This is a genomic window from Yersinia frederiksenii ATCC 33641, from assembly GCF_000754805.1.
GTDB classification, from domain to species: domain Bacteria; phylum Pseudomonadota; class Gammaproteobacteria; order Enterobacterales; family Enterobacteriaceae; genus Yersinia; species Yersinia frederiksenii.
Genome location: NZ_KN150731.1, coordinates 4,296,955 through 4,322,277, shown reverse-complemented (window position 1 = coordinate 4,322,277; position 25,323 = coordinate 4,296,955). Strand labels below are relative to the sequence as shown.

Genomic DNA, 25,323 nt, shown 5'->3' with positions numbered 1-25,323 from the left:
GCTTAGAATGTTTCCCAGTTCGCATTGCTGTCTGGCTTGCTGACCGCCGTTGCGGCTGATACCTTCGCGCGCGGTTTTGCTGCCGGTTTTACCCGCTCCTCATCTGATTGTAATTTAAACACAGCAACCGCCAGGTTCAACTGAGTCGCTTGTTCCTCTAGTGAGGCCGCAGCTCGGGAAGCTTCTTGCACTAATGCGGCATTCTGCTGGGTCACACTGTCCATTTCAGCCACCGCCTGCCCGACCTGAGTAATACCTTTACTTTGCTCATCAGAGGCAGAAGCAATCTCCCCCATCAAATCAGTCACATTGGTGATGGAGCGAACTATCTCATCCATAGTGACACCCGCACTTTCCACTAGCGCCGAACCACTGCTGACTCGGCTAACTGACTCATTAATCAAGCTATCAATCTCTTTCGCTGCTTGTGCACTGCGCTGAGCAAGATTACGGACCTCACTGGCCACCACGGCAAAACCACGGCCTTGCTCACCGGCGCGGGCCGCTTCAACTGCCGCATTCAGCGCCAGAATATTAGTTTGGAAAGCGATACTGTTAATCACAGTCGTGATATCAGCTATTTTGCGTGAACTGGCTGAAATCTCATTCATGGTATTCACCACATCAGCCACCAATACCCCGCCTTTTTTCGCGGTTGCTGAGGCATTAGCCGCCAATTGGCTGGCATGATGCGCATTATCAGCATTGTGTTTTACGGTGGCGGTCAGTTGCTCCATGCTCGCGGCGGTTTCTTCGAGGGCTGCAGCCTGCTGCTCAGTACGGGATGACAAATCTGTGTTACCGGCAGAAATCTCTGCGGCACCATGGTAAATCCCATCGGTGCTGCTACGAATCGCTTGTACGGTGTTTACCAAACTGGTCTGCACATCGCGCAACAGCGGGAATAATTGCCCAACACAGTTACGACCAAAATCGACTATAGGCCGCCCCAACTGGCCAGAAGCAATAACCCGAAAATGCGCACGAATATCGTCTAATGGGCGTACCAGATTGACCACTAGATAGCGGTCTGTGGCTAATAAAATCACCAGACCGGCGACCAGCGCAGAGATAAGCGTAATGCTGCTTACTTTGGTTAAGTGCGAGAATTGATCTTTAGCCACACCAATGGCTTTCGATGCTGCCTGATTAAATGTTTCGGCAACAGCCCCATATTGGCGGCTCAACGCCGGCACAGTTTTCTTCGCTAAATCCTGATAAGCCACACTATTGTTGTCCATTGCCGCCTGATAGAGCGGCGTCACGCCCTGATCAATTAATCCACTCCACCCATCAATCACTCCTGTGACTAAAGCGGGATCAATCTGTGCGTGGTCGATGGTTTTAAACTCGGCGAGTTTTTTCTTCAAATTATCCAGTGCGACGTTAGATGAATTGAGTTCTTTCTCCGCGTCCGCAATATTACCGTTTTGGCGATAATCAACTGAGCGAGCAAGACGAGTTACCATACGGAAATATTGGTCTGTTCCCTGATTGACCAAATTCATGTTTTCAACCAACACCGCATTGGCGTTGGAAGATTGAGTCAGTTGGTTAAGTGATAACAGCGTATAAGTAGATACACTGCCCCAGAGCAGACAAAAAGCGCCAAGCACCCATAGTAATGCTGCCCTGATGGTAATGTTTTTTAAAAACCGCATGTTCGTTCCCCTTATATATCGGATAGTTACCGTTAGAGACTCTGGTGTTATTTGATGACCGAAAAGCAATAAAGGACGTTCCATACAGCTAACGACGACTCCTTTCCCGACAAACTCTCATCTGACGGTTTTCCCCCTGGCACCGCAAATTGCAACCTTCCGGTTACACAAAGGTTATCGGCAATGACACTGCAAGATTGAGCGACTCACAAAAATTTAATATCGCATAAACTTGATATGAGCCAGATGGCGTTTTCTGGCATGATGTCGCCCTATACATGTGTTATATTATTGGGCAACACGCTCGAAATTTAACGCAACTATTTGAATTAAAAAGGTATTAAGTTATATGGCAACTGTAGGCATTTTCTTTGGCAGCGATACTGGCAATACCGAAAACATTGCCAAGATGATCCAAAAGCAACTGGGCAAAGAGGTTGCTGAGGTTCACGACATTGCCAAAAGCAGTAAAGAAGATTTAGAAGGCTTCGATATTCTACTGCTTGGTATCCCAACCTGGTATTACGGTGAAGCCCAGTGTGATTGGGATGATTTCTTCCCAACACTGGAAGAGATCGATTTCAACGGCAAGCTGGTTGCTTTGTTCGGTTGTGGTGATCAAGAAGACTACGCAGAATATTTCTGTGATGCGATGGGTACTGTGCGCGATATCATCGAACCACGTGGTGCAGCGATCGTCGGTCACTGGCCAACCGCAGGCTACCACTTTGAAGCTTCTAAAGGTTTGGCTGATGATGATCACTTCATTGGTTTAGCCATTGATGAAGACAGACAACCAGAACTGACCAATGAACGTGTAGAAGCTTGGGTAAAACAGATCAGCGAAGAACTGAATCTGGCCGAGTTAGCCGGTTAATTTGCCAAATAGGAAACGCTAAGGTGGTATTAAATATCGCCAGCGTTTCCATTAACTCAAGTTCTCCTTTGATGTCCTTTTTTCTACCCCCAACCTTTAACTCCATGTTGCAGAAGCCAATAACCACAAAATATGGCTGGTTTAATTTATTATCAGAATGAGCTTTGTTAAGCAGTCCACAAATCAGCAGCATGATGCGTGCAAAATGAAAATAAATCGCTACAAATTTGTAACGTTACCGGTAGCGACCTTATACTTAAATGATGCAACAATCCCATTCATCAATACATTGCATGATTAATCGGGCAAAGTGTGTAATTATATCTTTGTTAACAACCACGGTTTTCATTTGGGGCTAGCAGTTCTATAATGAGACGCAATTGTAATTATTGCGCCACGGATGTCATAGGCTGAACAGCCTTAATTTGAATCGATAGTAACAGGACTGAATCCGCATGACTGACAACAACAAAGCCTTAAAAAACGCTGGCTTAAAAGTAACACTGCCCCGGCTTAAAATTCTGGAAGTGTTGCAGTATCCGGAGTGCCACCACGTCAGCGCGGAAGACCTTTATAAAAAGCTGATCGATATCGGTGAAGAAATTGGTTTGGCGACGGTATACCGTGTACTGAACCAGTTTGATGATGCCGGCATTGTCACCCGCCACAATTTCGAAGGCGGTAAATCAGTCTTTGAGCTGACGCAGAAGCTGCATCACGATCATCTAATTTGCCTGGATTGCGGCAAAGTGATTGAGTTTAGTAATGAAGAGATTGAATCGCTACAACGTAAAATTGCTAAACAACATGGTATCAAGCTGACCAATCATAGTCTGTATCTGTACGGCCACTGTGAGGTGGGTAATTGTCGTGAAAATGAGTCGGCGCACGACGAGAGATAAAGTCTGCCCATCATCTTTGACTCTGCAGGTGTGTTGGCTGCTATCACTCACCCGAACCACTTACTCAATGTAAGCTCATCGGGTTCTCTCAATTGCCACCTACCTGCAATTTGAAACCTATTTGGCATCATATTATCGCATTGATTTTATAAAAATTTTAAGCGCTAATATTTTAAGTACTACCTAGCCTTAGGGTTTAAACCACCGCATTATCCATCAGCATGATGGCCACCTTTCTCGTTAAGTCGGGAGCCAGGTGGTCACTCTTATTTATCTCTCCCTCAGTTGTTCATGTTTGCCCGCTATTAATTTCGACATCAATTTCACCGCCTTTATCTGGTGATTATGTCTGTATTGGGAGCAAAAAAAACCCCGGACTTGCCGGGGGAAAAACCATCAACTCAACTTCACTTAATGTTGTTTACCTAAAGAACCTAGCAAACAGGAGATAACATCAGACACAGCACGTTAAAAACAATAATCAAACTTTCACTGGCTCAGCACGGCTACTGCGTTTTCCGTCTGGGCTGGTTGAACGGATTAACACCTCACCGCTGACTGTAGATTGCAGCTTGGCATCATACTTCTGCCATTGCTTACCACCATCAGTGGAATACTCGATAATCAGCCCCGGTAAGGAAATGTTGGCTTCTAATACGCCGTTGACAACACGCGCACCCGGTATCGGCAAGCGGTAAGCAACACCGGCTTTATCCAGTTTTGCCAATTCGCGTTGGCCCATAATATTAGCGAAACGCTGCCAATCGGTGTTCAATGCTTCAGTATCGACCCAATGTGTTTCGCCACCTTGGTACTCACGGCCCGCTTTATAATCCTGCTCCCAAGAGGCGCGGTGCCAGGCTCGTTCGGCCAGTGGCAATACGCGAGGGAAAATCATGTATTCCATCTGTTTATCAGTGCGTACTGTTTCATTCCACGATTGTCCTGAAATACCATGTACGCCCGGCCATGGCTTATCGCTCTTCGCACTAAAATGATTACCATCGCGGTCAACCGAGGTTTCAGCGTTTTGCGGCATGTTATCTGGTGCAAAGCTGAAAACTTTGGCTTCATCGCTAAAACGAGTCGCCCAGTAGTAACCGCGTTCATTCGGATTAACTTCATAAGGCATATCGAAGTAGACATAATCCGGGTTAGAGGCAACCACTTCATAACCTTTATTGGCCCAATCATTGATGGAGTCAGCCCCCCCCCAATACAGGGTATCCCAGAAGTTAACGCCAACCCGTTTGGTAGCAAAGGCTTTCGAATCCTTAGCGTCTTTCAAACCATCTTGCCAAGCCTGCATTTTTTCGATGCCGTGGGCATTAACCAGTTTGCTAACTTCAATAGCGAAGTGGCTGGAGAGATGCTCAACATCCTGAATTTTGCCTTGCTTGACCATGTCCTGACATACCTGAGACTTAGCCCACGGCTTATCTTCAACACTCTTATCAATGATGCCTTTGCCCGGCTCAATGGTGCCATTTTTGTCTTGGAAACCAGCCCCCAGACGAATGTTTTTCGCTTCATCACCACCAAAATGCCAGGTGGTTAATGGCATGCCCGCGTCTTTGTGCATCTGGGCCATTTCGCCAATCACTTTATCGACAAAACGCTTCGATGAATCCAGACATGGGTTTAGATAACTTTTGCGCTCATAGAACTGAACTGACGTAGTGTTAGAGTCATCTGTTGGGTCAACTAAACGGAATTCATTAGCTTCTTTCTCTTTGCCCTGCTTCATCAGATTGTTGTAACGCGCTTCCATCGATACCACTGCCGCACGGGCGTGGGCTGGCATATCAATTTCAGGAATTACATCAATTTGGCGAGCTTTAGCGTATTTCAGAATTTCAATGTAGTCATCACGGGTAAAGTGGCCGGAACCCAGATTATTGCTATCCGGGCCAGAACCCAATTGTGGCAATAAGCAGGTATTTTCAGTCAAATCGTGGCAGCGTTTGCTCCCCACATCGGTCAGCTCCGGCAAGCCAGGGATCTCAATGCGCCAGCCTTCATCATCACTCAAGTGGAAGTGGAATTTGTTCAGCTTATAAGCGGCCATCTGATCCAGCAGGCGCAGCACCGCATCTTTGGTTTTGAAGTTACGTCCAACATCGAGGAAAACACCTCGGTATTCGAAGCGTGGCGCATCTTTTGCATCTAACGTAGCGATTTTTTTGCTGCCATCAGTCGGCACTAAAGAGAGGATCGATTGCAAGCCGTAAAACACCCCTGCGGGATCAAAACCAATGACTTGCGCGCCTTTCTCACCAATCTTCAGCTCATAAGCACCGGAAACCGCCAAATCACCTTTAAAGGCCGCTGGCAGAATTGACGTTTTAATCGGGAAGCCGGCCGAATTGACGGTCAGGTCGAGTAATTCAAAACGCTGCTGGGCAGCTTGAGCGGCTGGCTTAGGCAAGACACTCAAATCCAGTGCCACACCTTTACTCAAATCTGCATCTTGCTGGTGAACTGTCACCGCCATCGGTGTCGGGATAATTTGACCACGCAGGCTAGCCGCCGCTAAGGTTTTCACTGCTTCGTTTTTAACAAAACGCGACTCTGGCGTCATCAATACATTATTATCGTCTTTGGTGCGTTTCCAGTGATCGCCGGTAAACTGGGTGAGATATTCGTTGATATCCTCGGTATCGGTACTTTTCAGTACTTTTGGCTTAGCATCGCCGGAGGTAGCATACCAGCGCGGCATAAAGTCAGTGGCAAACAACTGCCAGTATTCACCGGTTATCGGGATTTCAACCGCCTGATTAGCCGGGAAACCGGTGAACTTCGCCGTCGGCTCAATTTTATGCAGATCACCGGTTAAGTGGGTAATGTTGAACTGGTCGTTATCTACAGTCAGAATCTGACGGATGCTGTGGAAGTAAATGGCCCAATCCTGGCCTGTGATCTCGTCCCCGGTGTTGGTCAGAGTAATCAATACCTTATTACATGATGCCCAATCGGCACCCAACTTGGCACAATCAACACCATTCTCAGCCGCACGGTTATCTAATATTTTATAGTTAACTTTCAAGGTACTTAGCTGGTCAACAATCTGTTGATTGGTGGTGTCCGCGTTGGCGTACCCCATCAAGCCAAAGGTTGCGGTTATCGCCGCTAACGCATTTAATTTGAATTTGTTCATCACTAACCTCATCCGTAATTAATAATTTCTGCCAACATTGCTACTGGAAGTATTACTGCTGGCAGAATTATTGTTAGTTTCAATTTCTGTAGCTGATTAATTGGTGCCGCAGATTGTTCTTTTTGCCGATTAATTATTGTTGCGAATCTCTTGCCATAGTTTGCCGCACTGGGCGTCATAAGCTTGGCCGTTACCGGTATGAGCCGCATCAATACAGCGCTGATAATCCAATACTCGCACCGTCTCTTTATCAGTGAAGGCCTGATGGGCTCTCTCTTGTTGCAAGACGTTCAGCACCGCTTTGCAAGGTATTAGTCTTTCTGGTGAGCCTTCGGTAGCCTGGATACAGGCACTATAAGCTTGTTTAAGTTTGCTATCTTCTGGCTGAACCGGCCCTTGTGGTGCACAGGCGCTAAGCCCTACCACCGCGGCAAGAACAAAAAGTAGTTTCTTCATGGCTGCACTCCATTAAGTCCCCGGGGAGTTACCGGGGATGGCAATCAAAAAATTAGAAGATAGTAAATGGTGCAATTACGATGAACTTAATGTCTTTCTCATCCTGGAATACGTTACCGAAACCACCGCCATAGCTTGGAATATTGGTATGGTTGTCGTACATGGTGTAATGCAATTTGAATAATGTGCCCTTCGCCCGGCCTTCTTGCAGGGTATAGAGAACATCAAAGTTCCATGCAGATTCTTTCAGACGCACATTCTGGTCAAAGATTGGCTTGGTACTTGGTTTAGCATCCCAACCATACGCATAAGAAGTCCCGACCGACCAACCGGCCATATTCCAGTTTTTCAAGTCATACATCACGCCACCGAACAGCGCTTTTTCGCCGTTGGCGTTGAAGTCAGAGCGAGAATCCCACCACACGTCCAGACGACCATTTGAGGTCGCATAACCTGGAGTCATACGTTGCAGGAAGTAACCCTGATTACCATCAGCTTTGGCCCACGTTCCTTCCAAACGCCAGTCAAGTGGCCCAGTGGTGTAGCCCAAGGTCAATGCTTGTAACCAAGCTAGACCGTCATAGACGTCATTAACATCTTTGAAGCCGCCATCAACTTTGTCTTTTGCACCGTAGAACTGGTAGGAAGTACGCAGATCATTGCCAGCAACCGGGAAGGCATAAGATGCCTTGGCAAAATACTGATCCATGTAGTCTTTGGCCTGACCGAATGCAGCTTCCAGTACCAGTTTATTTTTGAAGTCATATTTGGCACCGAATGAATGCAGGTAGCTCACACCGGTTTTACCGTCGGCCTGACGGAAGTTGTACATGTTCTGATACCACGGAGCTTTGTATTCATCAGTCCACATATAAGACATGGACAGAGCACCGGCAGTATCGAAATCAAATTTCGCGCCACCTTCAGCACCACGGTAAGTCCCCGGCATGAAGCTCCAATGTGGTGCTAGCAGTGTCTGGCCGGTAGGTTGGATATAACCACCACGCGCCCAGAAATTGCCTAACTTGAATTTGGCTGCCGCTTTGTAAACACTGACGCCACTCTTATCGCCAGTCCACTTTTCATCCCAACGGGTTTTGGCATCACTGAAACCAATTTCGTTTGGTGCCGCTGGGCCACTGTTGGTCATTTCAACCGCGCCAAAAGCCGCTAAGTCAATGCCGAACATATCTGCGGCATAACCGGAGGAGAAGTCTAGATTGGCGTTAAAGGTGGAGTGATGCAGGTTGGCGACATACTTACCGTATTCAGCACTGCCTGGCGTTAAATCTTTACGGTCACGCTGACGCTGCCAATAGTAAATACCGCCGGTCAGTGACGAATCATCAATAAAACCTTCAGCTCTGGCCTCTGGGGTTGCCATAAAGCCCGTTCCTAACACTGCACCCGCGACTGCGAGCGCTAACGTTTTACGTTTAGCACCGTGCATAACCATATAAAAAAATTCCTCTTTGACATCACATTTAAAGTGCTTTGCCTGTATTCACCACTGCTTACAGACTTAGCCTCAAAGAAACCCTAAGTGGGTAAAATTTTTGCCGGGAAGAAATCTCCACCAGCAGTTGATCTTGCGAAAAATAAACTCTCTGAAGATTGCTGCTGGGATACAGACTATTTTTCGCGACGCGAATTATCAATCAAAAAAGAAGCTAATTATTCAAAGTATGACAACGAGCACATAACTGTGAAAAAATATTACAGAGCTCACAAAAGCTTTAAAAACAATGCATAACAGCAAGACCTTGAGTGAAAATAGTCTCTCATTGACATCTTGAATGGTTTCAGCTTATTGAATAAAACATACGTTTTTATTGAAAAAACAGTGATATTTATTCAGTTAATTCGTAAAGCGAATATTTAAGAAAGACTTACAGACAGGTGCTCTCAAGAGAGAAAGGAAAGCGATCTTTCGAGATTGACCAAGGGATACAGTACAACGAGAGGATAAAGAGGGGGAGGAATCGGTGTTTAATAAAAAAAACATTCCATAAAAAAGGCGTGGACTAAGCCACGCCTGCTCTACTAATACTGAGGGCTAAAGATTAATTAGCCGCTTTCGCTGCCCAAGTATCACGCAGACCTACAGTGCGGTTAAACACCAAAGCATCTGGACGTGAATAACGGCTATCAGCACAGAAATAACCTTCACGCTCAAATTGATAGGTTCTCTCTGGTACAGCAGCAACCAGACTTGGTTCAACAAAGCCATGGCGGATAATCAAAGACTCAGGGTTGATGGTCGACAGGAAGTCGTCCGCCGCCGCTGGGTTTGGTACGCTAAACAAACGGTCGTATAAACGAATTTCCGCTGGCAAGGCGTGCTTAACAGATACCCAATGGATAACACCTTTCACTTTACGGCCGTCAGCAGGGTCTTTGTTCAAGGTTTCTGGGTCATAACTGCAATAAAGCGTGGTGACATTACCCTCGGCATCTTTCTCAACACGCTCAGCTTTAAGAACATAAGCATTACGCAGGCGCACTTCTTTACCCAGCACCAAACGCTTATATTGCTTATTAGCTTCTTCGCGGAAGTCAGCGCGATCGATATAAATTTCGCTATCGAATGGTACCTGACGAGTGCCCATGTCCGGATTATTCGGATGATTTGGCATCGTCAGCCACTCTTCCCCAGCGGCACGGTTTTCGATAATCACCTTGATGGGATCAAGAACTGCCATAGCCCGTGGCGCATTTTCGTTCAGATCATCACGGATACAAGATTCCAGTGACATCATCTCAACGTTGTTATCTTGCTTGGTCACACCAATACGGCGGCAGAATTCACGGATAGAAGCGGCGGTATAACCACGACGACGTAAACCTGAAATAGTTGGCATCCGTGGATCATCCCAGCCTTCCACCACCTTCTCAGTCACCAATTGGTTCAGCTTACGCTTAGACATAATGGTGTATTCAAGATTCAGGCGCGAGAACTCATACTGACGTGGGTGGCATTCAATGGAGATATTATCCAACACCCAATCATACAAGCGGCGGTTGTCCTGGAACTCCAGTGTACAAAGTGAATGGGTGATCCCTTCAATAGCATCGGAAATGCAGTGGGTAAAGTCATACATCGGGTAGATGCACCACTTGTTACCCGACTGATGATGCTCGGCAAACTTAATGCGATACAGCACTGGGTCGCGCATCACAATGAATGGCGACGCCATGTCGATTTTAGCGCGCAGACACGCTGTACCTTCAGCAAAGCCACCCGCACGCATCTTTTCAAACAGTGTCAGGTTCTCTTCCACACTGCGGTCACGATAAGGACTGTTTTTACCCGGCGCTGTCAATGTGCCGCGATATTCACGCATCTGCTCAGCGGTTAACTCATCGACATAGGCCAGCCCTTTGTTAATGAGCTCCACAGCGTACTGGTACAGTTGATCAAAATAGTCTGAGGAGTAACGTATATCACCGCTCCAGGTGAAGCCTAACCACTCTACATCGTGTTTAATTGACTCAACGAACTCCACGTCTTCCTTCACGGGGTTAGTATCATCAAAACGCAGATTACATTGGCCCTGATAGTCTTGTGCAATACCAAAGTTCAGGCAAATAGACTTCGCATGGCCGATATGCAGATAGCCGTTAGGCTCCGGCGGGAAGCGAGTATGAACCGACGTGTGTTTGCCGCTGGCTAAGTCTTCGTCAATAATCTGACGGATAAAATTACTTGGGCGGGCTTCTGCCTCACTCATTGTTCTATTCCTCAATGCAAACGCAACAAATATAACCGCATATAATCCAACAAGCCCGGCCCGGAAACAACCGTTTGTTACAGTAAATAAAACAAAAAAACGGGAAGAGATCGCTCTCTTCCCGCTAGGTTGCTTAAAACTCAGGCCAGTCATTCAGTACATCATAGCGCGAATCTTAAACTGATTATTTACCACGAACCTCAAACAGTGGGCTTTGGCCCGCGACAACAGAGCCGCCCGCCAACACTGAGATACCGGCATAATCATCAATATTGCTGACAACAACCGGGCTAATCATTGAGCGCGCATTGGCATTCAGATAAGCCAGATCCAGCTCCAGCACTGGCTGACCAGCAACGACAGTGGCACCTTCTTCAACCAGACGAGCAAAGCCCTGGCCGTTCAGTTTCACTGTATCAATCCCGATATGAACCACAATCTCCGCGCCGGTTTCAGTTTCCAGACAGAAAGCATGGTCAGTATTGAAGATCTTAACAATGGTACCGTTCGCCGGAGAAACGACAGTTTTATCGGTCGGGCGAATAGCAACACCCTCACCCACCGCTTTGCTGGCGAAGGCTTCATCAGGAACCTGATCCAGAGCCACAACATCACCGGTAATGGGAGAAACCAATACCAGAGAGGCGGTTTTCGCGGTATTAACCACCGCTTGAGGCTTGGCAGCAGCTGCAGCAGCCGTGCTGCTTGCCGCCGGAACCGGGCCACCTGCCAGTACATTACGCATGGCCGAAGCAATCAGTTCTGCACGGGTACCGACAATAATTTGCACACTTTGTTTGTTCAGGCGGATGACACCAGAAGCGCCTAAGCGTTTGGCAACACTGTCATTAACCTGTGCAGAGTCTTTCACATTCAGGCGCAGACGAGTGATACAAGCATCAATGCCAGTCAGGTTATCTGAACCACCGATAGCACCAATGTAGCGACGCGCTAACCCATTAATTTCACTTTCGTTAACTTCTGGGTTCTTATCAACATTGACGTCATAACCATCTTCTTCACTACCTTCAACAGCCAGTTCGCGGCCTGGAGTCAGTAAGTTGAATTTTTGGATGGTGAAACGGAATACCACGTAGTAAATGGCGAAGAACACCAGGCCTTGTGGAATCAGCATGTACCAGTGGGTGGCAAGTGGGTTGCGTGAAGACAGCACCATATCCACCAAACCAGCACTGAAACCAAAGCCTGCAATCCAATGCATACTGGCGGCAATGAACACAGAAATACCGGTCAGCACGGCGTGAATAAAGTACAGCACCGGTGCAACGAACATGAAGGAGAATTCAAGTGGTTCAGTGATACCGGTGAAGAAGGCTGCAAATGCCCCCGCCAACATGATACCCGCCACTTTGGCTTTATTTTCCGGACGTGCGCAGTGATAAATCGCCAACGCCGCACCCGGTAAACCGAACATCATAATAGGGAAGAAACCGGCCTGATAACGACCAGTAATACCGACAATAGCTTTACCGCTATCGATAGACTGTTGGCCACCCAGGAAGTTAGGAATATCGTTAATACCAGCAACGTCAAACCAGAACACGGAGTTCAAGGCGTGATGCAAGCCGACGGGGATCAGCAAGCGGTTGAAGAAGGCATAGATACCCGCACCAACAGAGCCCATATCTTTGATGTATTCACCGAAGGTCACCAATGCATTATAAATCAGCGGCCATACGTACATCAGGATGAAAGCAACGACGATCATCAGGAAAGAGGTCAGAATTGGAACCAGACGACGACCGCTGAAGAAGGAAAGTGCTTTTGGCAGTTCAACGCTGCTGAAGCGGTTGTACAATTCAGCTGAGATGATACCGACCAGAATACCCACGAACTGGTTGTTGATTTTGCCGAAAGCAGCAGGAACCTGATCAACCGGGATCTTTTGAATCATCGAAACCGCAGCTGGAGAGCACAGCGTGGTTAATACCAAGAATCCCACAAAGCCGGTCAGTGCAGCAGCACCGTCTTTGTCTTTTGACATACCGTAAGCAACACCAATTGCGAACAACACAGACATGTTATCGATGATGGCAGCACCGGATTTGATAAATAATGCCGCCAGTGCATTATCACCACCCCAACTGACTGGGTCTATCCAGTAACCAACACCCATTAGTATCGCGGCTGCAGGCAGTGTGGCCACAGGGACCATTAAAGCCCGACCCACTTTCTGCAAGTAACTAAGAATATTCACCTTTCCCCCTATTCGTCCGATATCGGACCCTTTAAGTAGTTTATTTAATTGACTCACTACCTTTTAGAAAAACGCATGGCACACTTTTATTTATTCACGACACGTATTACTCATTGCGGAGTGTAAAAAATTTATTTCGTAACGCAAATTAAAACCCCCTATTCTGTGATAAATGTCACCAAAAACCAGTCAAAAAGCACCAATGCACTAGCCATGACACAAAACTTATTTTATCATTCGAAAAATGAACAAAGCATTGTACCAGCGCATCAGTCAAAATCTGAGTTACGCTTAGATGAATGATTCGAACCGCGTAGAGTATAGCCACTATTCGCAATCCAAGAGGTGCAAGATGAGACTTATCCCACTGAAAAACACCACAGAAGTTGGCAAATGGGCAGCACGTCATATCGTAAATCGTATCAATGCATTTAAACCAACAGCTGACCGTCCGTTTGTACTGGGCCTGCCGACTGGTGGCACGCCGATGGAAGCCTACAAACACTTAGTCGCTATGCATAAAGCGGGCGAAGTAAGCTTCAAGAATGTTGTCACCTTCAACATGGATGAGTACGTCGGCTTGCCGCAAGAACACCCGGAAAGTTACTACACATTCATGCACACCAATTTCTTCGATCATGTTGATATTCCTGCTGAAAACATCAACCTGCTGAATGGTAATGCACCTGATATCGATGCAGAATGCCGTCGCTACGAAGAGAAAATTAAGTCTTACGGTAGAATTCACCTGTTCATGGGTGGCGTGGGTGTTGATGGCCACATCGCCTTTAACGAACCTGCATCCTCTTTAGCTTCTCGTACTCGTATCAAAACGCTGACACAAGAAACCCGCATGGCTAACTCCCGCTTCTTTGGTGGTGATGCAAACCTCGTGCCGAAATATGCACTTACAGTAGGTGTGGGTACATTGCTGGATGCAGAAGAAGTGATGATTCTGGTTACTGGCCATGGCAAAGCACAAGCCTTACAAGCTGCGGTTGAAGGTAGCATCAACCACATGTGGACCATCAGTTGCCTGCAACTGCATGCTAAAGCCATCATGGTGTGTGATGAGCCTTCGACCATGGAACTGAAAGTCAAAACGGTAAAATATTTCCGCGAATTAGAAGCTGAAAACGTCAAAAATCTGTAATAGTTATCAGGGGGCTAAGATGTACGCTTTAACTCACGGTCGTATTTATACCAGCCATGAAGTACTGGATAATCATGCCGTTGTCGTGGCTGATGGATTGATCGAACGTATCTGTCCTGTCGATGAACTTCCGGCTGGTATTGAGATACGCGATTTGGGTGGTGCCATTCTGGCCCCCGGTTTTATTGATGTTCAGCTTAATGGTTGTGGCGGTGTCCAGTTCAATGACTCTCTTGAGGCCATCTCAGAAGAGACATTGGATATCATGCAGCGCGCCAATGAAAAATCAGGTTGCACTAGCTTCCTGCCAACACTGATTACTTGCAGTGATGAGTTTATGAAGCACGGCGTCGACGTCATGCGTTCATACCTGCAAAAGAAAGAGAATCAGCATCAAGCTCTGGGCTTGCATCTGGAGGGGCCTTATATCAGCCCTCTGAAGAAAGGCACCCACAATCCGGCGTTTATCCGTCAACCTAGCGCTGAAATGATTGATTATCTGTGCGCTAATGCCGATGTGATCACCAAATTGACTGTCGCACCAGAAATTGTTGATGCTAAATATATTCGTCAACTGACTGATGCCGGTATTTTGGTTTCTGCCGGTCACTCGAATGCAACCTATCAGCAAGCCCGTAAAGGGTTTACTGCCGGTATTCGTTTTTCAACGCACCTTTATAATGCAATGCCATATATTTCTGGGCGCGAGCCTGGCCTGATTGGTGCAATTTTTGATACGCCAGAAGTCTACACCGGTATCATTGCTGATGGTCTACATGTCGACTGGGCCAATATTCGTAATGCTAAGCGGTTGAAAGGTGAGAAGTTAGTGCTGGTCACTGATGCAACCGCACCCGCTGGGGCAGAAATTGATCAATTTATTTTTGCTGGCAAAACAATATACTATCGCGATGGCTTATGTGTAGATGAGAATGGCACCTTAAGCGGTTCAGCACTGACCATGATAGAAGCAGTACAGAACAGTGTTGAACATGTCGGCATCGCGCTCGATGAATCATTGCGTATGGCAACACTTTATGCGGCCCGCGCCATTGGCGTGGATAAGCAGTTAGGGAGTATTGAAGTCGGCAAAGTTGCCAACCTAACCGCATTTACCCGCGATTATAAAATCATTAAAACCATCGTTAACGGTAACGAGGTTTTAAAATAAGCGAGTAATTTTATTGATGAGCACTGGCGGACTGTCACAAATTGGTAATGTAGATCTTGTGAAACAACTCAATGGTGCCGTGGTTTATCGGCTTATTGATCAACAAGGCCCGATTTCGCGCATTCAAATTGCCGATCTCAGCCAATTAGCCCCCGCCAGTGTCACCAAAATTACTCGCCAACTGTTGGAGCGCGGGCTGATTAAGGAAGTCGATCAGCAAGCCTCGACCGGTGGCCGCCGCGCCATCTCTATCGTCACCGAAAACCGCCAATTCCATACCATTGCTGTCCGTCTGGGACGCCATGATGCCACCATTACCCTGTTTGACATGAGTGGGAAGTCGCTAGGCGAAGAGCACTACGCGCTACCAGAGCGCACCCAAGAGACACTGGAATACGCGCTATTTAATGTCATCAGCCAGTTTATTGAGGCCTATCAGCGCAAATTACGCGAGCTGATTGCCATTGCAGTTATTCTTCCGGGCTTGGTTGAGCCAAGCAAAGGTATCGTGCGCTATATGCCACATATCAGCGTAAGCAACTGGCCATTAGTCGAAAACCTGCAAAATCGCTTTAATGTCACCAGCTTTGTCGGCCACGATATCCGTAGCCTGGCTCTGGCTGAGCACTATTTTGGTGCAACCCGTGACTGCGAGGACTCCATATTGGTTCGGCTACACCGTGGCACCGGTGCCGGTATCATCGTTAACAGCCAGATATTTTTAGGCAGTAATGGCAACGTCGGTGAAATCGGCCATATCCAGATTGACCCGCTGGGTGAGCGCTGCTATTGCGGCAATTTTGGTTGTCTGGAAACCGTAGCCTCTAATGCGGCAATTGAAAACCGCGTACGCCACCTGCTCGCTCAGGGTTACCCTAGCAAGCTGACATTAGATGATTGCCATATTAGTACTATTTGCAAAGCTGCAAATAAAGGCGACTTGCTGGCAACTGAAGTTATTGAGCATGTTGGCCGCTACTTGGGTAAAGCCATCTCTATCGCCATCAACTTATTTAATCCGCAAAAAGTCGTTATTGCCGGTGAAATCATTGAAGCCGACAAAATCCTGCTTCCTGCCATCCAAGGTTGTATCAATACGCAAGTGTTGAAAAACTTTCGCCAAAATCTGCCAATAGTCACCTCGCAGCTTGACCACCAATCGGCCATCGGCGCTTTTGCGTTAGCTAAACGGGCGATGCTGAACGGGGTATTGTTACAACGTCTGTTGGAAAATCAGAACCCGTAGATTTTAAAATGGCGGGTTATAGATAGCCCGTGAATAAGGAAGTTGCATGGTCAATCCTGTAATCGACCATGTTATAGTGACCTATTGCTGCGGCCGAAAGAGTAATATAAACAATGACAATCAAAAGCGTTATATGTGATATCGACGGTGTGTTGTTGCATGACAATCACCCTGTTCCCGGTGCTGATGTTTTCCTGGCCCGAATTCAAGAAGCCGGAATGCCGTTGGTTATTTTGACCAACTATCCGTCACAAACCGCTCAGGATCTGGCTAACCGCTTCAGTTCTGCGGGTCTGGAAGTACCAGAAAGTGCATTTTATACCTCGGCTATGGCCACCGCTGACTTCCTACGCCGTCAGGATGGTAAAAAAGCCTATGTGGTCGGTGAAGGCGCATTAGTTCACGAATTGTATAAAGCTGGTTTTACCATCACCGATATCAATCCTGATTTTGTCATTGTCGGTGAAACCCGCTCTTATAATTGGGATATGATGCATAAAGCCGCCTATTTTGTTGCCAATGGCGCGCGTTTTATTGCCACCAATCCAGATAGCCATGGTCATGGTTTCGCGCCAGCTTGTGGCGCACTCTGTGCCCCAATCGAGAAAATATCTGGCCGTAAGCCCTTTTATGTCGGTAAACCTAGCCCGTGGATCATCCGTGCTGCACTGAATAAAATGCAAGCGCACTCAGAAAGCACTGTGATTGTCGGCGATAATCTACGTACTGATATTTTGGCTGGTTTCCAGGCTGGTCTTGAGACCATTCTAGTGCTGTCGGGTGTGTCGACGTTATCCGATATTGAAGCCATGCCATTCCGTCCGAGCTACGTTTATCCTTCAGTGGCAGAAATCGATATTATCTAATTTACGTTGGCGGTCATGTATGGCCGCCACTATTCCCTGTTCGCTACATTCCCTTTTTTGGTGCATTGCACCAAAGTTTCTTGCCATTCCTCCCTATTTTGGCGCATTTTCTTTTTATGCCCTAAGAACCGCGCCTGCTATAGCTGCAAATCTATGGTGCTATAAATTGGCGTGTTTTTTGCATCACTTTCTACAAATTATTCGGATGACTGCATCGTCATGGGGCATAACTTGCATCAATCATAAGCAAGTATGTAAAAAAGAGTTCCAGCGATGAACGACTCAAATTCAACATCATCACCGCCAAAGCAGCGAAGTTAGGGAGATTACTATGTGTTCTATTTTCGGGGTCCTCGACCTTAAAACCGACCCCATTGAGTTACGCAAAAAAGCGCTGGAAATGTCACGTTTAATGCGCCACCGTGGCCCGGATTGGTCTGGAGTGTGGGCCAATGATAAAGCTATTCTCGCCCATGAACGCTTGTCGATTGTCGACGTCAATACTGGTGCTCAACCGCTGTATAATGCTGCTCATACCCATATTCTGGCGGTAAACGGTGAAATTTATAATCATCAGGCTTTACGTCAACAATATGGCGATCGCTACGAATTCCAAACCGGCTCAGACTGCGAAGTCATTCTGGCGCTGTATCAGGAAAAAGGGCCGGAATTCCTTGACGATCTGCAAGGCATGTTCGCCTTTGTCTTATACGATACAGAGAAAGACGCCTATCTGATCGGTCGCGACCACCTGGGGATTATTCCGCTGTATATGGGCCACGACGAACACGGCAATATGTTTGTGGCGTCAGAAATGAAAGCCCTGGTTCCAGTGTGCCGCACCATTAAAGAATTCCCGGCGGGTAGTTATCTTTGGAGCAAAGACGGGGAAATTCGCGAATATTATCATCGCGACTGGTTTGATTTCGACAATGTAAAAGACAATGTTACTGACAAAGTTGAGTTGGCTAACGCATTAGAAGAAGCAGTAAAAAGCCATTTAATGTCTGACGTCCCTTATGGCGTGCTGCTGTCCGGTGGTCTGGATTCTTCCGTTATTTCAGCTATCACCAAAAAATTTGCGGCCCGCCGGGTAGAAGATGATGAGCGCAGTGAAGCTTGGTGGCCACAACTGCACTCTTTCGCCGTTGGTTTAGTGGGTTCTCCTGACTTACGCGCCGCGAAAGAAGTCGCTAACCATTTAGGCACTGTGCATCATGAAATTCATTTCACGGTGCAAGAGGGTCTGGATGCTATCCGCGATGTGATTTATCACATTGAAACCTATGATGTCACCACCATCCGCGCCTCGACACCAATGTACCTGATGTCACGTAAAATCAAGGCGATGGGTATTAAAATGGTGCTGTCTGGTGAAGGTTCTGATGAAGTATTCGGTGGCTATCTCTATTTCCACAAAGCACCAAACGCCAAAGAATTGCATGAAGAAACGGTCCGTAAGCTGCTAGCTCTGCATATGTATGACTGTGCCCGTGCCAACAAAGCGATGTCTGCATGGGGTGTTGAAGCTCGCGTACCTTTCCTGGATAAGAACTTCCTTGATGTCGCAATGCGTATCAACCCGCAAGATAAAATGTGCGGCAATGGCAAGATGGAGAAACATGTACTGCGTGAATGTTTCGAATCTTATCTGCCACACAGTGTGGCATGGCGTCAGAAAGAGCAGTTTTCTGATGGTGTGGGCTACAGCTGGATTGACACATTAAAAGAAAAAGCCGCTGAGCAAGTTACTGATCAACAGATGGAAACTGCTCACTTCCGTTTCCCATACAACACGCCATCTTCCAAAGAAGGTTACTTGTATCGCGAAATATTTGAAGAGCTGTTCCCGCTGCCAAGTGCCGCCGAGTGTGTCCCTGGTGGCCCGTCGGTCGCATGCTCATCAGCGAAAGCTATTGAGTGGGACGAATCATTCAAAAGCATGGATGACCCATCTGGCCGCGCTGTTGGCGTGCATCAGGATGCTTATAAATAATCGAACCTTATTGCGGATAGCGGCATTTATCGTTCAACCATCAAGGTCGCCTCTGTGCGGCCTTGTTTTTTATCTGCCATTAACCCCCCCTTGAATCCATAATACAAAGAAGCTCAGTAATTAAGAGCAACTAACACCGCTGCAACATCAAACAGGACAGACATATTCCTTTTGCGGGCAAATTCAACAATTAATCATCATAACTGCTGCTTTAATCGCCAGACTGTTCACAAGCCAAACAAACGAACCCTTTCAGCGCTTTTTTGGGAAAAAATTAGTTGACGCAATTCGGCCATATACGCATAATGCGCCCCGCAACGCCGATGAAGGTAATGCGAAAAAAGATGGCTACGTAGCTCAGCTGGTTAGAGCACAGCACTCATAATGCTGGGGTCACAGGTTCGATTCCCGTCGTAGCCACCATCTTTTTGCGGGAGTGGCGAAATTGGTAGACGCACTAGATTTAGGTTCTAGCGCCGCAAGGTGTGCGAGTTCAAGTCTCGCCTCCCGCACCATTATTCGTTCATCGGTTTGTCACAGCGGATGGGATATCGCCAAGCGGTAAGGCACCAGGTTTTGATCCTGGCATTCCCAGGTTCGAATCCTGGTATCCCAGCCATCTTTTTTATTGGATGGATAGCTGTAAAGCAGTGAAGTTGTGCTGTGGTAGTGCTAAGTCAGCAAAAAAAGAATTGTATTTCAGTTGGGATATCGCCAAGCGGTAAGGCACCAGGTTTTGATCCTGGCATTCCCAGGTTCGAATCCTGGTATCCCAGCCATACAATCTCTTAAGAATAAAGATTTAAGATGGCTACGTAGCTCAGCTGGTTAGAGCACAGCACTCATAATGCTGGGGTCACAGGTTCGATTCCCGTCGTAGCCACCATCTTTTGGGGTATCGCCAAGCGGTAAGGCACTGGATTCTGATTCCAGCATTCCGAGGTTCGAATCCTCGTACCCCAGCCAAATTTAGAAAAGCTCGCTTCGGCGGGCTTTTTGCTTTTCTGGATTTTGTTTTCTTAATTATTGATTGAGCCATTGAACTTAAATAGCCTGTAGGCAAAACCAATATTTACATACAGGCCATAACCGTGGGACGAACTTACAGCCCCAACGCATACCTCAAAGCATATTCCTTAAGCTTACCCGCGCGTTGCGCAGTGATCAGCGCCAGATTACGTACAAATTTCACTGCAGGCAGATTATTACTAAAGGTGGTGTAAAATACATCCATGCCGCTTTGCATAATCAGATTATCGGTACGACGACGCCGCTGATAACGCAGTAATACCGGCTCACTGTGCCAAAGCTCAGCCCGTTCACGCGCCTGATTCAACACCTCTAGCAGCGCATCAACATCCCGGTAGCCCAGATTAACCCCCTGCCCGGCTAGCGGATTGATGGTATGGGCGGCATCGCCCAACAACACTAACCCCGGCTGGACATATTGCTGAGCATGCCGGCGAACCAGCGGGAAAGAACCCGCTGCAATTGCCTTAACCGCTCCCAGACGAGACGGAAAAGCGGCTGCAATTTCTTGGTTCAGTTGTGCCATTGGCAGCGCCTGAAGCTGGCGGATGCGCTGTGGGCTGTCATACCACACCAGTGATGCCCAATTATCAAACAGCGGCAGAAAAGCGCGAGGACCGGTTGGGAAAAACTGCTGCCAGGTTGTATCTTGTTGGGCGGTATCCGTTTCGACGGTAATTAGCATGCAAGACTGACGATATTGCCATCCACTGGTTCCAATACCGGCTAAACGCCGCACTAGCGAGTTGGCACCATCTGCCCCTATCACTAAACGGCCCTGTATCTCTTGCTGAGCATCTAAAGTGATTTTCCAGCACTCATCTACTCTAGCCATGCTTTGTAGCCGTGACGGGCACAGTAACGTCAAATTAGGGCATTCCGCCATCTGTTGCCACAGCGCCAACTGCAAAATCCGGTTTTCAACCATAAAACCCAGTTCTGGCAATGAAAGCGATGCCGCATCAAAGATAACGTGAGAACCTGGCTGCTCCCAGGTCTCCAGGCGACGATAAGGCGCATAACGCATTTGCTGTACTCGCGGCCAAACGTTAAGTTGCTTGAGCAATGACACAGAGGTACAACCAATAGCCGAAACCCGTAGATCCGGAGCGCTATTGACATCAAATTCCGCGGGTGCCTCATGCTCCAGTAATGCTACTGACCAGCCAGTTTGGGCTAGCCCTAGTGCCGCCGCAGCACCCACCATGCCACCACCCACCACCACAACATCATAATTTGGTTGCGATTTATTCATTTTGGCCATGCTTTAAAAGTGATTAATAACACCTGCACCGGCAAGTGTCTTGTTTACCCCAAGTGTACCGGATTTTTCATCCCCTATCAGAATAAGTAAACCGTTATGCGGTGGTCATCGCAATGGCAAATGACTACAATAGCCTCATGACCAAGGAGCCTTTGTGCTACCCCTATTCTATTTATGCAGCACTGCACGAAGAGCCACACCGCGCTATGTGACTTTTAAGATGAATTTTTTGACGGTAGATAGGCAATGATTAAAAAACTGCACATCAAAACCTGGGGCTGCCAGATGAATGAGTATGATTCATCAAAAATGGCTGATTTGCTGGCCAGCACCCATGGCTACCAGTTGACTGAAATCCCGGAAGAGGCTGATTTGCTGCTGCTTAATACCTGCTCTATCCGCGAAAAAGCGCAAGAGAAGGTATTCAGTCTGCTGGGGCACTGGAAATTATTGAAAGAGAAAAACCCTGAATTGATTATTGGCGTCGGCGGTTGCGTAGCCTCACAAGAAGGCGAACATCTACGCCAGCGCGCGCCCTGTGTTGATGTGATCTTTGGCCCACAAACCCTGCATCGCTTACCAGAAATGATTAATCATGTGCAAGGCACGCACAGCCCGATAGTAGACATCAGCTTCCCCGAAATTGAAAAATTTGATCGTCTGCCAGAACCACGCGCCGAAGGCCCCACAGCATTTGTTTCCATCATGGAAGGCTGTAATAAATACTGCACATTCTGTGTGGTGCCTTACACCCGAGGTGAGGAAGTCAGCCGGCCAAGTGATGATATTTTGTTTGAAATTGCACAGTTAGCCGCTCAAGGTGTGCGGGAAGTGAACTTGCTGGGTCAGAATGTAAATGCCTATCGTGGGGCGACCTATGATGGTGATATCTGTAGTTTTGCCGAGTTATTGCGCTTAGTTGCCGCCATCGATGGTATTGACCGTGTGCGTTTCACCACCAGCCATCCCATTGAATTCACAGATGATATCATTGATGTTTATCGTGACACTCCAGAACTGGTGAGCTTCCTACACCTACCAGTGCAAAGTGGCTCTGACCGTATTTTGACAATGATGAAACGCGCTCATACCGCACTGGAGTACAAAGCTATCATCCGCAAACTGCGTCAAGCGCGGCCTGATATCCAAATTAGTTCTGATTTTATCATCGGTTTCCCTGGTGAAACTCAGCAAGATTTTGAGCAAACCATGAAACTGGTGGCGGATGTTCACTTTGATACCAGCTACAGTTTTATCTATTCCTCCCGCCCCGGAACCCCAGCGGCAGACCTTCCGGACGATGTCAGCGAGGACGAAAAGAAGCAGCGGCTACATATTTTGCAACAGCGTATTACCCAACAGGCAATGGAGATCAGTCGCCGGATGGTGGGTACAGTGCAACGAATTCTGGTGGAAGGAACCTCGCGCAAGAATGTCATGGAGTTGGCTGGGCGCACCGAAAATAACCGCGTAGTCAATTTTGAAGGGACACCAGAGATGATTGGCAAATTCGTTGACGTGGAAATTGTTGACGTTTATGCCAGCTCGCTGCGGGGTATTTTGCTACGTACCGAAGACCAAATGGAGCTGCGAGTTCATGAGTCACCGCAATCGGTAATTGCCCGAACCCGCAAAGAAAATGAAATCGGTGTTGGCCTGTATCAGCCTTAATTTCGAGCCACTTCGCACAAGCAGGCACTGTATTTTCAGTGCCTGTTTTATTTTGGCGGGATGCTACGCAGATTCCGACTTTTAAAGTTGCGCCATATGACGGTCGCTATTTGAATAGAGGCCGAAGAGACATATTGATAAGTGGCAAACTTGCGTCAGCGCCCTGCACCATGAATAATTCAGAAATGACATGTATTATTAGTGTTACATCAGCTTGTGATATATCTAAAGTCATTGGAGTTGCACCTTGGCTTCAAATAAACCGGCCCTAAGTGACCCAGAGGAATGCAGTGACTCAGAGAAACAGTTTGCACGTCGTGACACAAGAAATCTTGCTGGAACCCGCCGATAATCAGCGCCTGCTGAGCTTGTGCGGCCCTTTTGATGACAACATTAAGCAGTTGGAGCGCCGATTAGGTATTGAAATTAATCGTCGTGATAATCGTTTCAAGTTAGTCGGTAAGAATATCTGCGTTGTTGCAGCGGCAGATATCCTGCGCCATCTGTATGTTGATACTGCGTCCATCCGTGGTGTCATCCCAGATATCGACCCTGAAGCTATTCACCTTGCCGTGAAAGAGAGCCGCGTCTTGGAACAAACCGCCGAGAGCGTACCTGACTACGGAAAAGCGGTGAATATCCGTACCAAGCGCGGAATGGTCAAACCTCGGACCCCCAATCAGGCACAGTACATCGCCAATATTCTCGACCACGATATCACTTTCGGGATTGGTCCAGCCGGTACCGGGAAAACTTATCTGGCAGTGGCTGCCGCGGTGGATGCCCTGGAGCGTCAAAATGTACGGCGTATCTTGTTGACACGCCCAGCGGTTGAAGCTGGCGAAAAGCTGGGTTTCTTGCCCGGAGACCTCAGTCAAAAAGTCGACCCTTATCTGCGCCCACTTTATGATGCCCTATTTGAAATGCTGGGCTTTGAGCGAGTTGAAAAACTGATTGAGCGTAATGTGATTGAAGTCGCGCCACTGGCCTATATGCGTGGTCGTACCCTAAATGACGCGTTTATCATTTTGGATGAAAGCCAGAACACCACCATCGAGCAGATGAAAATGTTTCTGACCCGTATTGGTTTCAACTCCAAAGCGGTGATTACCGGTGATATAACGCAAACTGACTTACCACGCCATCAGAAATCAGGCCTAAGCCATGCCATTGAAGTGTTATCTGATGTGGAAGAGCTGAGCTTTAACTTCTTCCATAGTGAAGATGTCGTGCGTCATCCTGTGGTTGCCCGGGTAGTTATTGCCTATGAAGCCTGGGAAGCGGCGGAACAAAAACGCAAAGATGCCATTGCCGAACAACGTAAGCGGGAAAGTCATACCCCGTCAGAGCAGGAGGCTCCGTGAGCCAAGTTATCCTCGATTTACAAATTGCCTGCGCCGATAGTCAGGGTTTACCGACTGAAGCCGATTTTCAACGTTGGCTGGAAGCGGTGCTACCCCAATTTCAGGAAGTCGCTGAAGTGACCATCCGCCTGGTTGATGAAGCAGAAAGCCATGAGCTAAATTTGACCTATCGCGGTAAAGATAAATCAACCAATGTCTTGTCTTTTCCTTTTGAGGCCCCACCTGAAATTGAACTGCCACTATTGGGTGATTTAATCATTTGCCGTCAGGTCGTAGAGCAAGAAGCGGTTGAACAAGATAAAGCTCTATTGGCTCATTGGGCGCATATGGTTGTTCACGGCAGTCTCCATCTGCTAGGGTATGACCACATCGTTGACGATGAAGCTGAAGAAATGGAGTCGATTGAGACTGAAATAATGCAGAATTTGGGTTATCCAGACCCGTATATTTCAGAGAAAGACCCCGAATAAGCCCGTTAATCGGGTGTACTGATGCCCTGTTGACAGGGTGAAAATAACAAGTGATGTCGGCGGTGTGAGTTTACCGCTGCCGATAATAATT

18 protein-coding genes and 6 tRNA genes are annotated in these 25,323 nt (G+C 47.4%); 17 read left to right on the top strand and 7 right to left on the bottom strand.

The genetic code is table 11. The annotated features are described in order from the left end of the window. Nucleotides 1-2: 2 nt before the first annotated feature. Nucleotides 3-1,661 carry a methyl-accepting chemotaxis protein gene (locus DJ58_RS02865; RefSeq protein WP_032912076.1) on the bottom strand — a complete coding sequence of 553 codons (1,659 nt, stop codon included), beginning with the start codon at nucleotides 1,659-1,661 and terminating at the stop codon, nucleotides 3-5. 349 nt (nucleotides 1,662-2,010) lie between these two features. On the opposite strand from DJ58_RS02865, the gene fldA reads away from it, so the two are divergent. Together fldA and fur are read left to right on the top strand one after the other, a co-directional pair. Continuing rightward, on the top strand, nucleotides 2,011-2,538 hold the full coding sequence (fldA, locus tag DJ58_RS02870; protein ID WP_004712470.1) for a flavodoxin FldA: 528 nt from the start codon (nucleotides 2,011-2,013) through the stop codon (nucleotides 2,536-2,538). A 455-nt stretch (nucleotides 2,539-2,993) separates the two neighbouring features. Next, nucleotides 2,994-3,440, top strand: coding sequence for a ferric iron uptake transcriptional regulator (gene fur / locus DJ58_RS02875; RefSeq protein ID WP_004712469.1), 447 nt, complete (start codon nucleotides 2,994-2,996; stop codon nucleotides 3,438-3,440). A 481-nt stretch (nucleotides 3,441-3,921) separates the two neighbouring features. Here the strand turns inward: fur and DJ58_RS02880 are convergent, their stop codons facing one another. The 3 genes from DJ58_RS02880 to chiP form a co-directional block, all read right to left on the bottom strand. After that, a complete protein-coding gene (locus DJ58_RS02880; protein WP_032912075.1) occupies nucleotides 3,922-6,597 on the bottom strand; it encodes a beta-N-acetylhexosaminidase in 2,676 nt (891 codons plus the stop codon). A gap of 129 nt (nucleotides 6,598-6,726) precedes the next feature. Continuing rightward, on the bottom strand, nucleotides 6,727-7,053 hold the full coding sequence (gene chiQ / locus DJ58_RS02885) for a ChiQ/YbfN family lipoprotein (RefSeq protein ID WP_004712467.1): 327 nt from the start codon (nucleotides 7,051-7,053) through the stop codon (nucleotides 6,727-6,729). A 52-nt stretch (nucleotides 7,054-7,105) separates the two neighbouring features. After that, entirely contained in the window at nucleotides 7,106-8,509 is a 1,404-nt protein-coding gene (gene chiP, locus DJ58_RS02890; protein WP_004712466.1) for a chitoporin ChiP, read from the bottom strand. A gap of 87 nt (nucleotides 8,510-8,596) precedes the next feature. On the opposite strand from chiP, the gene DJ58_RS0122010 reads away from it, so the two are divergent. Continuing rightward, nucleotides 8,597-8,806, top strand: a complete 210-nt coding sequence (locus DJ58_RS0122010; protein WP_032912073.1) for a hypothetical protein — start codon at nucleotides 8,597-8,599, stop codon at nucleotides 8,804-8,806. A gap of 310 nt (nucleotides 8,807-9,116) precedes the next feature. On the opposite strand, the gene glnS is transcribed toward DJ58_RS0122010, so the two are convergent. Then, entirely contained in the window at nucleotides 9,117-10,784 is a 1,668-nt protein-coding gene (gene glnS, locus DJ58_RS02895; RefSeq protein WP_004712465.1) for a glutamine--tRNA ligase, read from the bottom strand. Nucleotides 10,785-10,968: 184 nt separating this feature from the next. Then, entirely contained in the window at nucleotides 10,969-13,002 is a 2,034-nt protein-coding gene (gene nagE / locus DJ58_RS02900; RefSeq protein ID WP_032912071.1) for an N-acetylglucosamine-specific PTS transporter subunit IIBC, read from the bottom strand. Nucleotides 13,003-13,354: 352 nt separating this feature from the next. Between nagE and nagB the strand changes: the two genes are divergently transcribed. From nagB to DJ58_RS02955, 11 genes are all read left to right on the top strand, one after another. Further along, nucleotides 13,355-14,155, top strand: coding sequence for a glucosamine-6-phosphate deaminase (nagB, locus tag DJ58_RS02905; protein WP_004712462.1), 801 nt, complete (start codon nucleotides 13,355-13,357; stop codon nucleotides 14,153-14,155). A 19-nt stretch (nucleotides 14,156-14,174) separates the two neighbouring features. Beyond that, a complete protein-coding gene (nagA, locus tag DJ58_RS02910; protein ID WP_004712461.1) occupies nucleotides 14,175-15,326 on the top strand; it encodes an N-acetylglucosamine-6-phosphate deacetylase in 1,152 nt (383 codons plus the stop codon). A 16-nt stretch (nucleotides 15,327-15,342) separates the two neighbouring features. Next, nucleotides 15,343-16,572, top strand: coding sequence for a DNA-binding transcriptional regulator NagC (gene nagC, locus DJ58_RS02915; protein WP_004712460.1), 1,230 nt, complete (start codon nucleotides 15,343-15,345; stop codon nucleotides 16,570-16,572). Between the two features lie 113 nt (nucleotides 16,573-16,685). Then, nucleotides 16,686-17,438 carry an HAD-IIA family hydrolase gene (locus DJ58_RS02920; RefSeq protein WP_004712459.1) on the top strand — a complete coding sequence of 251 codons (753 nt, stop codon included), beginning with the start codon at nucleotides 16,686-16,688 and terminating at the stop codon, nucleotides 17,436-17,438. 331 nt (nucleotides 17,439-17,769) lie between these two features. Beyond that, nucleotides 17,770-19,434: an asparagine synthase B gene (gene asnB, locus DJ58_RS02925; RefSeq protein WP_004712458.1), complete on the top strand. Its 1,665-nt coding sequence runs from the start codon at nucleotides 17,770-17,772 to the stop codon at nucleotides 19,432-19,434. Between the two features lie 346 nt (nucleotides 19,435-19,780). After that, nucleotides 19,781-19,857, top strand: a tRNA-Met gene (locus tag DJ58_RS02930). Nucleotides 19,858-19,864: 7 nt separating this feature from the next. Beyond that, nucleotides 19,865-19,949, top strand: a tRNA-Leu gene (locus DJ58_RS02935). 29 nt (nucleotides 19,950-19,978) lie between these two features. Beyond that, nucleotides 19,979-20,053: transfer RNA gene (locus DJ58_RS02940), tRNA-Gln, on the top strand. Nucleotides 20,054-20,138: 85 nt separating this feature from the next. Further along, a tRNA-Gln gene (locus tag DJ58_RS02945) sits at nucleotides 20,139-20,213 on the top strand. Between the two features lie 30 nt (nucleotides 20,214-20,243). After that, nucleotides 20,244-20,320 (top strand) — tRNA-Met (locus tag DJ58_RS02950). Between the two features lie 5 nt (nucleotides 20,321-20,325). Beyond that, nucleotides 20,326-20,400, top strand: a tRNA-Gln gene (locus DJ58_RS02955). A gap of 136 nt (nucleotides 20,401-20,536) precedes the next feature. Here DJ58_RS02955 and ubiF read toward each other — a convergent pair. Next, nucleotides 20,537-21,718 carry a 3-demethoxyubiquinol 3-hydroxylase gene (ubiF, locus tag DJ58_RS02960; protein WP_032912161.1) on the bottom strand — a complete coding sequence of 394 codons (1,182 nt, stop codon included), beginning with the start codon at nucleotides 21,716-21,718 and terminating at the stop codon, nucleotides 20,537-20,539. Between the two features lie 255 nt (nucleotides 21,719-21,973). Here ubiF and miaB point away from each other — a divergent pair, with 255 nt between their 5' ends. From miaB to ybeY, 3 genes are all read left to right on the top strand, one after another. Next, nucleotides 21,974-23,398 carry a tRNA (N6-isopentenyl adenosine(37)-C2)-methylthiotransferase MiaB gene (gene miaB, locus DJ58_RS02965; protein ID WP_004712573.1) on the top strand — a complete coding sequence of 475 codons (1,425 nt, stop codon included), beginning with the start codon at nucleotides 21,974-21,976 and terminating at the stop codon, nucleotides 23,396-23,398. Nucleotides 23,399-23,688: 290 nt separating this feature from the next. After that, a complete protein-coding gene (locus DJ58_RS02970) occupies nucleotides 23,689-24,762 on the top strand; it encodes a PhoH family protein (protein ID WP_172460455.1) in 1,074 nt (357 codons plus the stop codon). Next, complete coding sequence (ybeY, locus tag DJ58_RS02975) at nucleotides 24,759-25,232, top strand: rRNA maturation RNase YbeY (RefSeq protein WP_032912157.1); 474 nt, start codon at nucleotides 24,759-24,761, stop codon at nucleotides 25,230-25,232. The genes DJ58_RS02970 and ybeY overlap by 4 nt, the downstream gene beginning before the upstream one ends. Nucleotides 25,233-25,323 lie beyond the last annotated feature (91 nt).

Coding starts and splice junctions, on each gene's coding strand:
- DJ58_RS02920 (WP_004712459.1), top strand. CDS start 16,686: ATGACAATCAAAAGCGTTATATGTGATATCGACGGTGTGTTGTTGCAT.
- miaB (WP_004712573.1), top strand. CDS start 21,974: ATGATTAAAAAACTGCACATCAAAACCTGGGGCTGCCAGATGAATGAG.
- DJ58_RS02880 (WP_032912075.1), bottom strand. CDS start 6,597: ATGAACAAATTCAAATTAAATGCGTTAGCGGCGATAACCGCAACCTTT.
- ubiF (WP_032912161.1), bottom strand. CDS start 21,718: ATGAATAAATCGCAACCAAATTATGATGTTGTGGTGGTGGGTGGTGGC.
- chiQ (WP_004712467.1), bottom strand. CDS start 7,053: ATGAAGAAACTACTTTTTGTTCTTGCCGCGGTGGTAGGGCTTAGCGCC.
- chiP (WP_004712466.1), bottom strand. CDS start 8,509: ATGGTTATGCACGGTGCTAAACGTAAAACGTTAGCGCTCGCAGTCGCG.
- DJ58_RS02865 (WP_032912076.1), bottom strand. CDS start 1,661: ATGCGGTTTTTAAAAAACATTACCATCAGGGCAGCATTACTATGGGTG.
- nagC (WP_004712460.1), top strand. CDS start 15,343: ATGAGCACTGGCGGACTGTCACAAATTGGTAATGTAGATCTTGTGAAA.
- nagA (WP_004712461.1), top strand. CDS start 14,175: ATGTACGCTTTAACTCACGGTCGTATTTATACCAGCCATGAAGTACTG.
- glnS (WP_004712465.1), bottom strand. CDS start 10,784: ATGAGTGAGGCAGAAGCCCGCCCAAGTAATTTTATCCGTCAGATTATT.
- fldA (WP_004712470.1), top strand. CDS start 2,011: ATGGCAACTGTAGGCATTTTCTTTGGCAGCGATACTGGCAATACCGAA.
- fur (WP_004712469.1), top strand. CDS start 2,994: ATGACTGACAACAACAAAGCCTTAAAAAACGCTGGCTTAAAAGTAACA.
- nagB (WP_004712462.1), top strand. CDS start 13,355: ATGAGACTTATCCCACTGAAAAACACCACAGAAGTTGGCAAATGGGCA.
- asnB (WP_004712458.1), top strand. CDS start 17,770: ATGTGTTCTATTTTCGGGGTCCTCGACCTTAAAACCGACCCCATTGAG.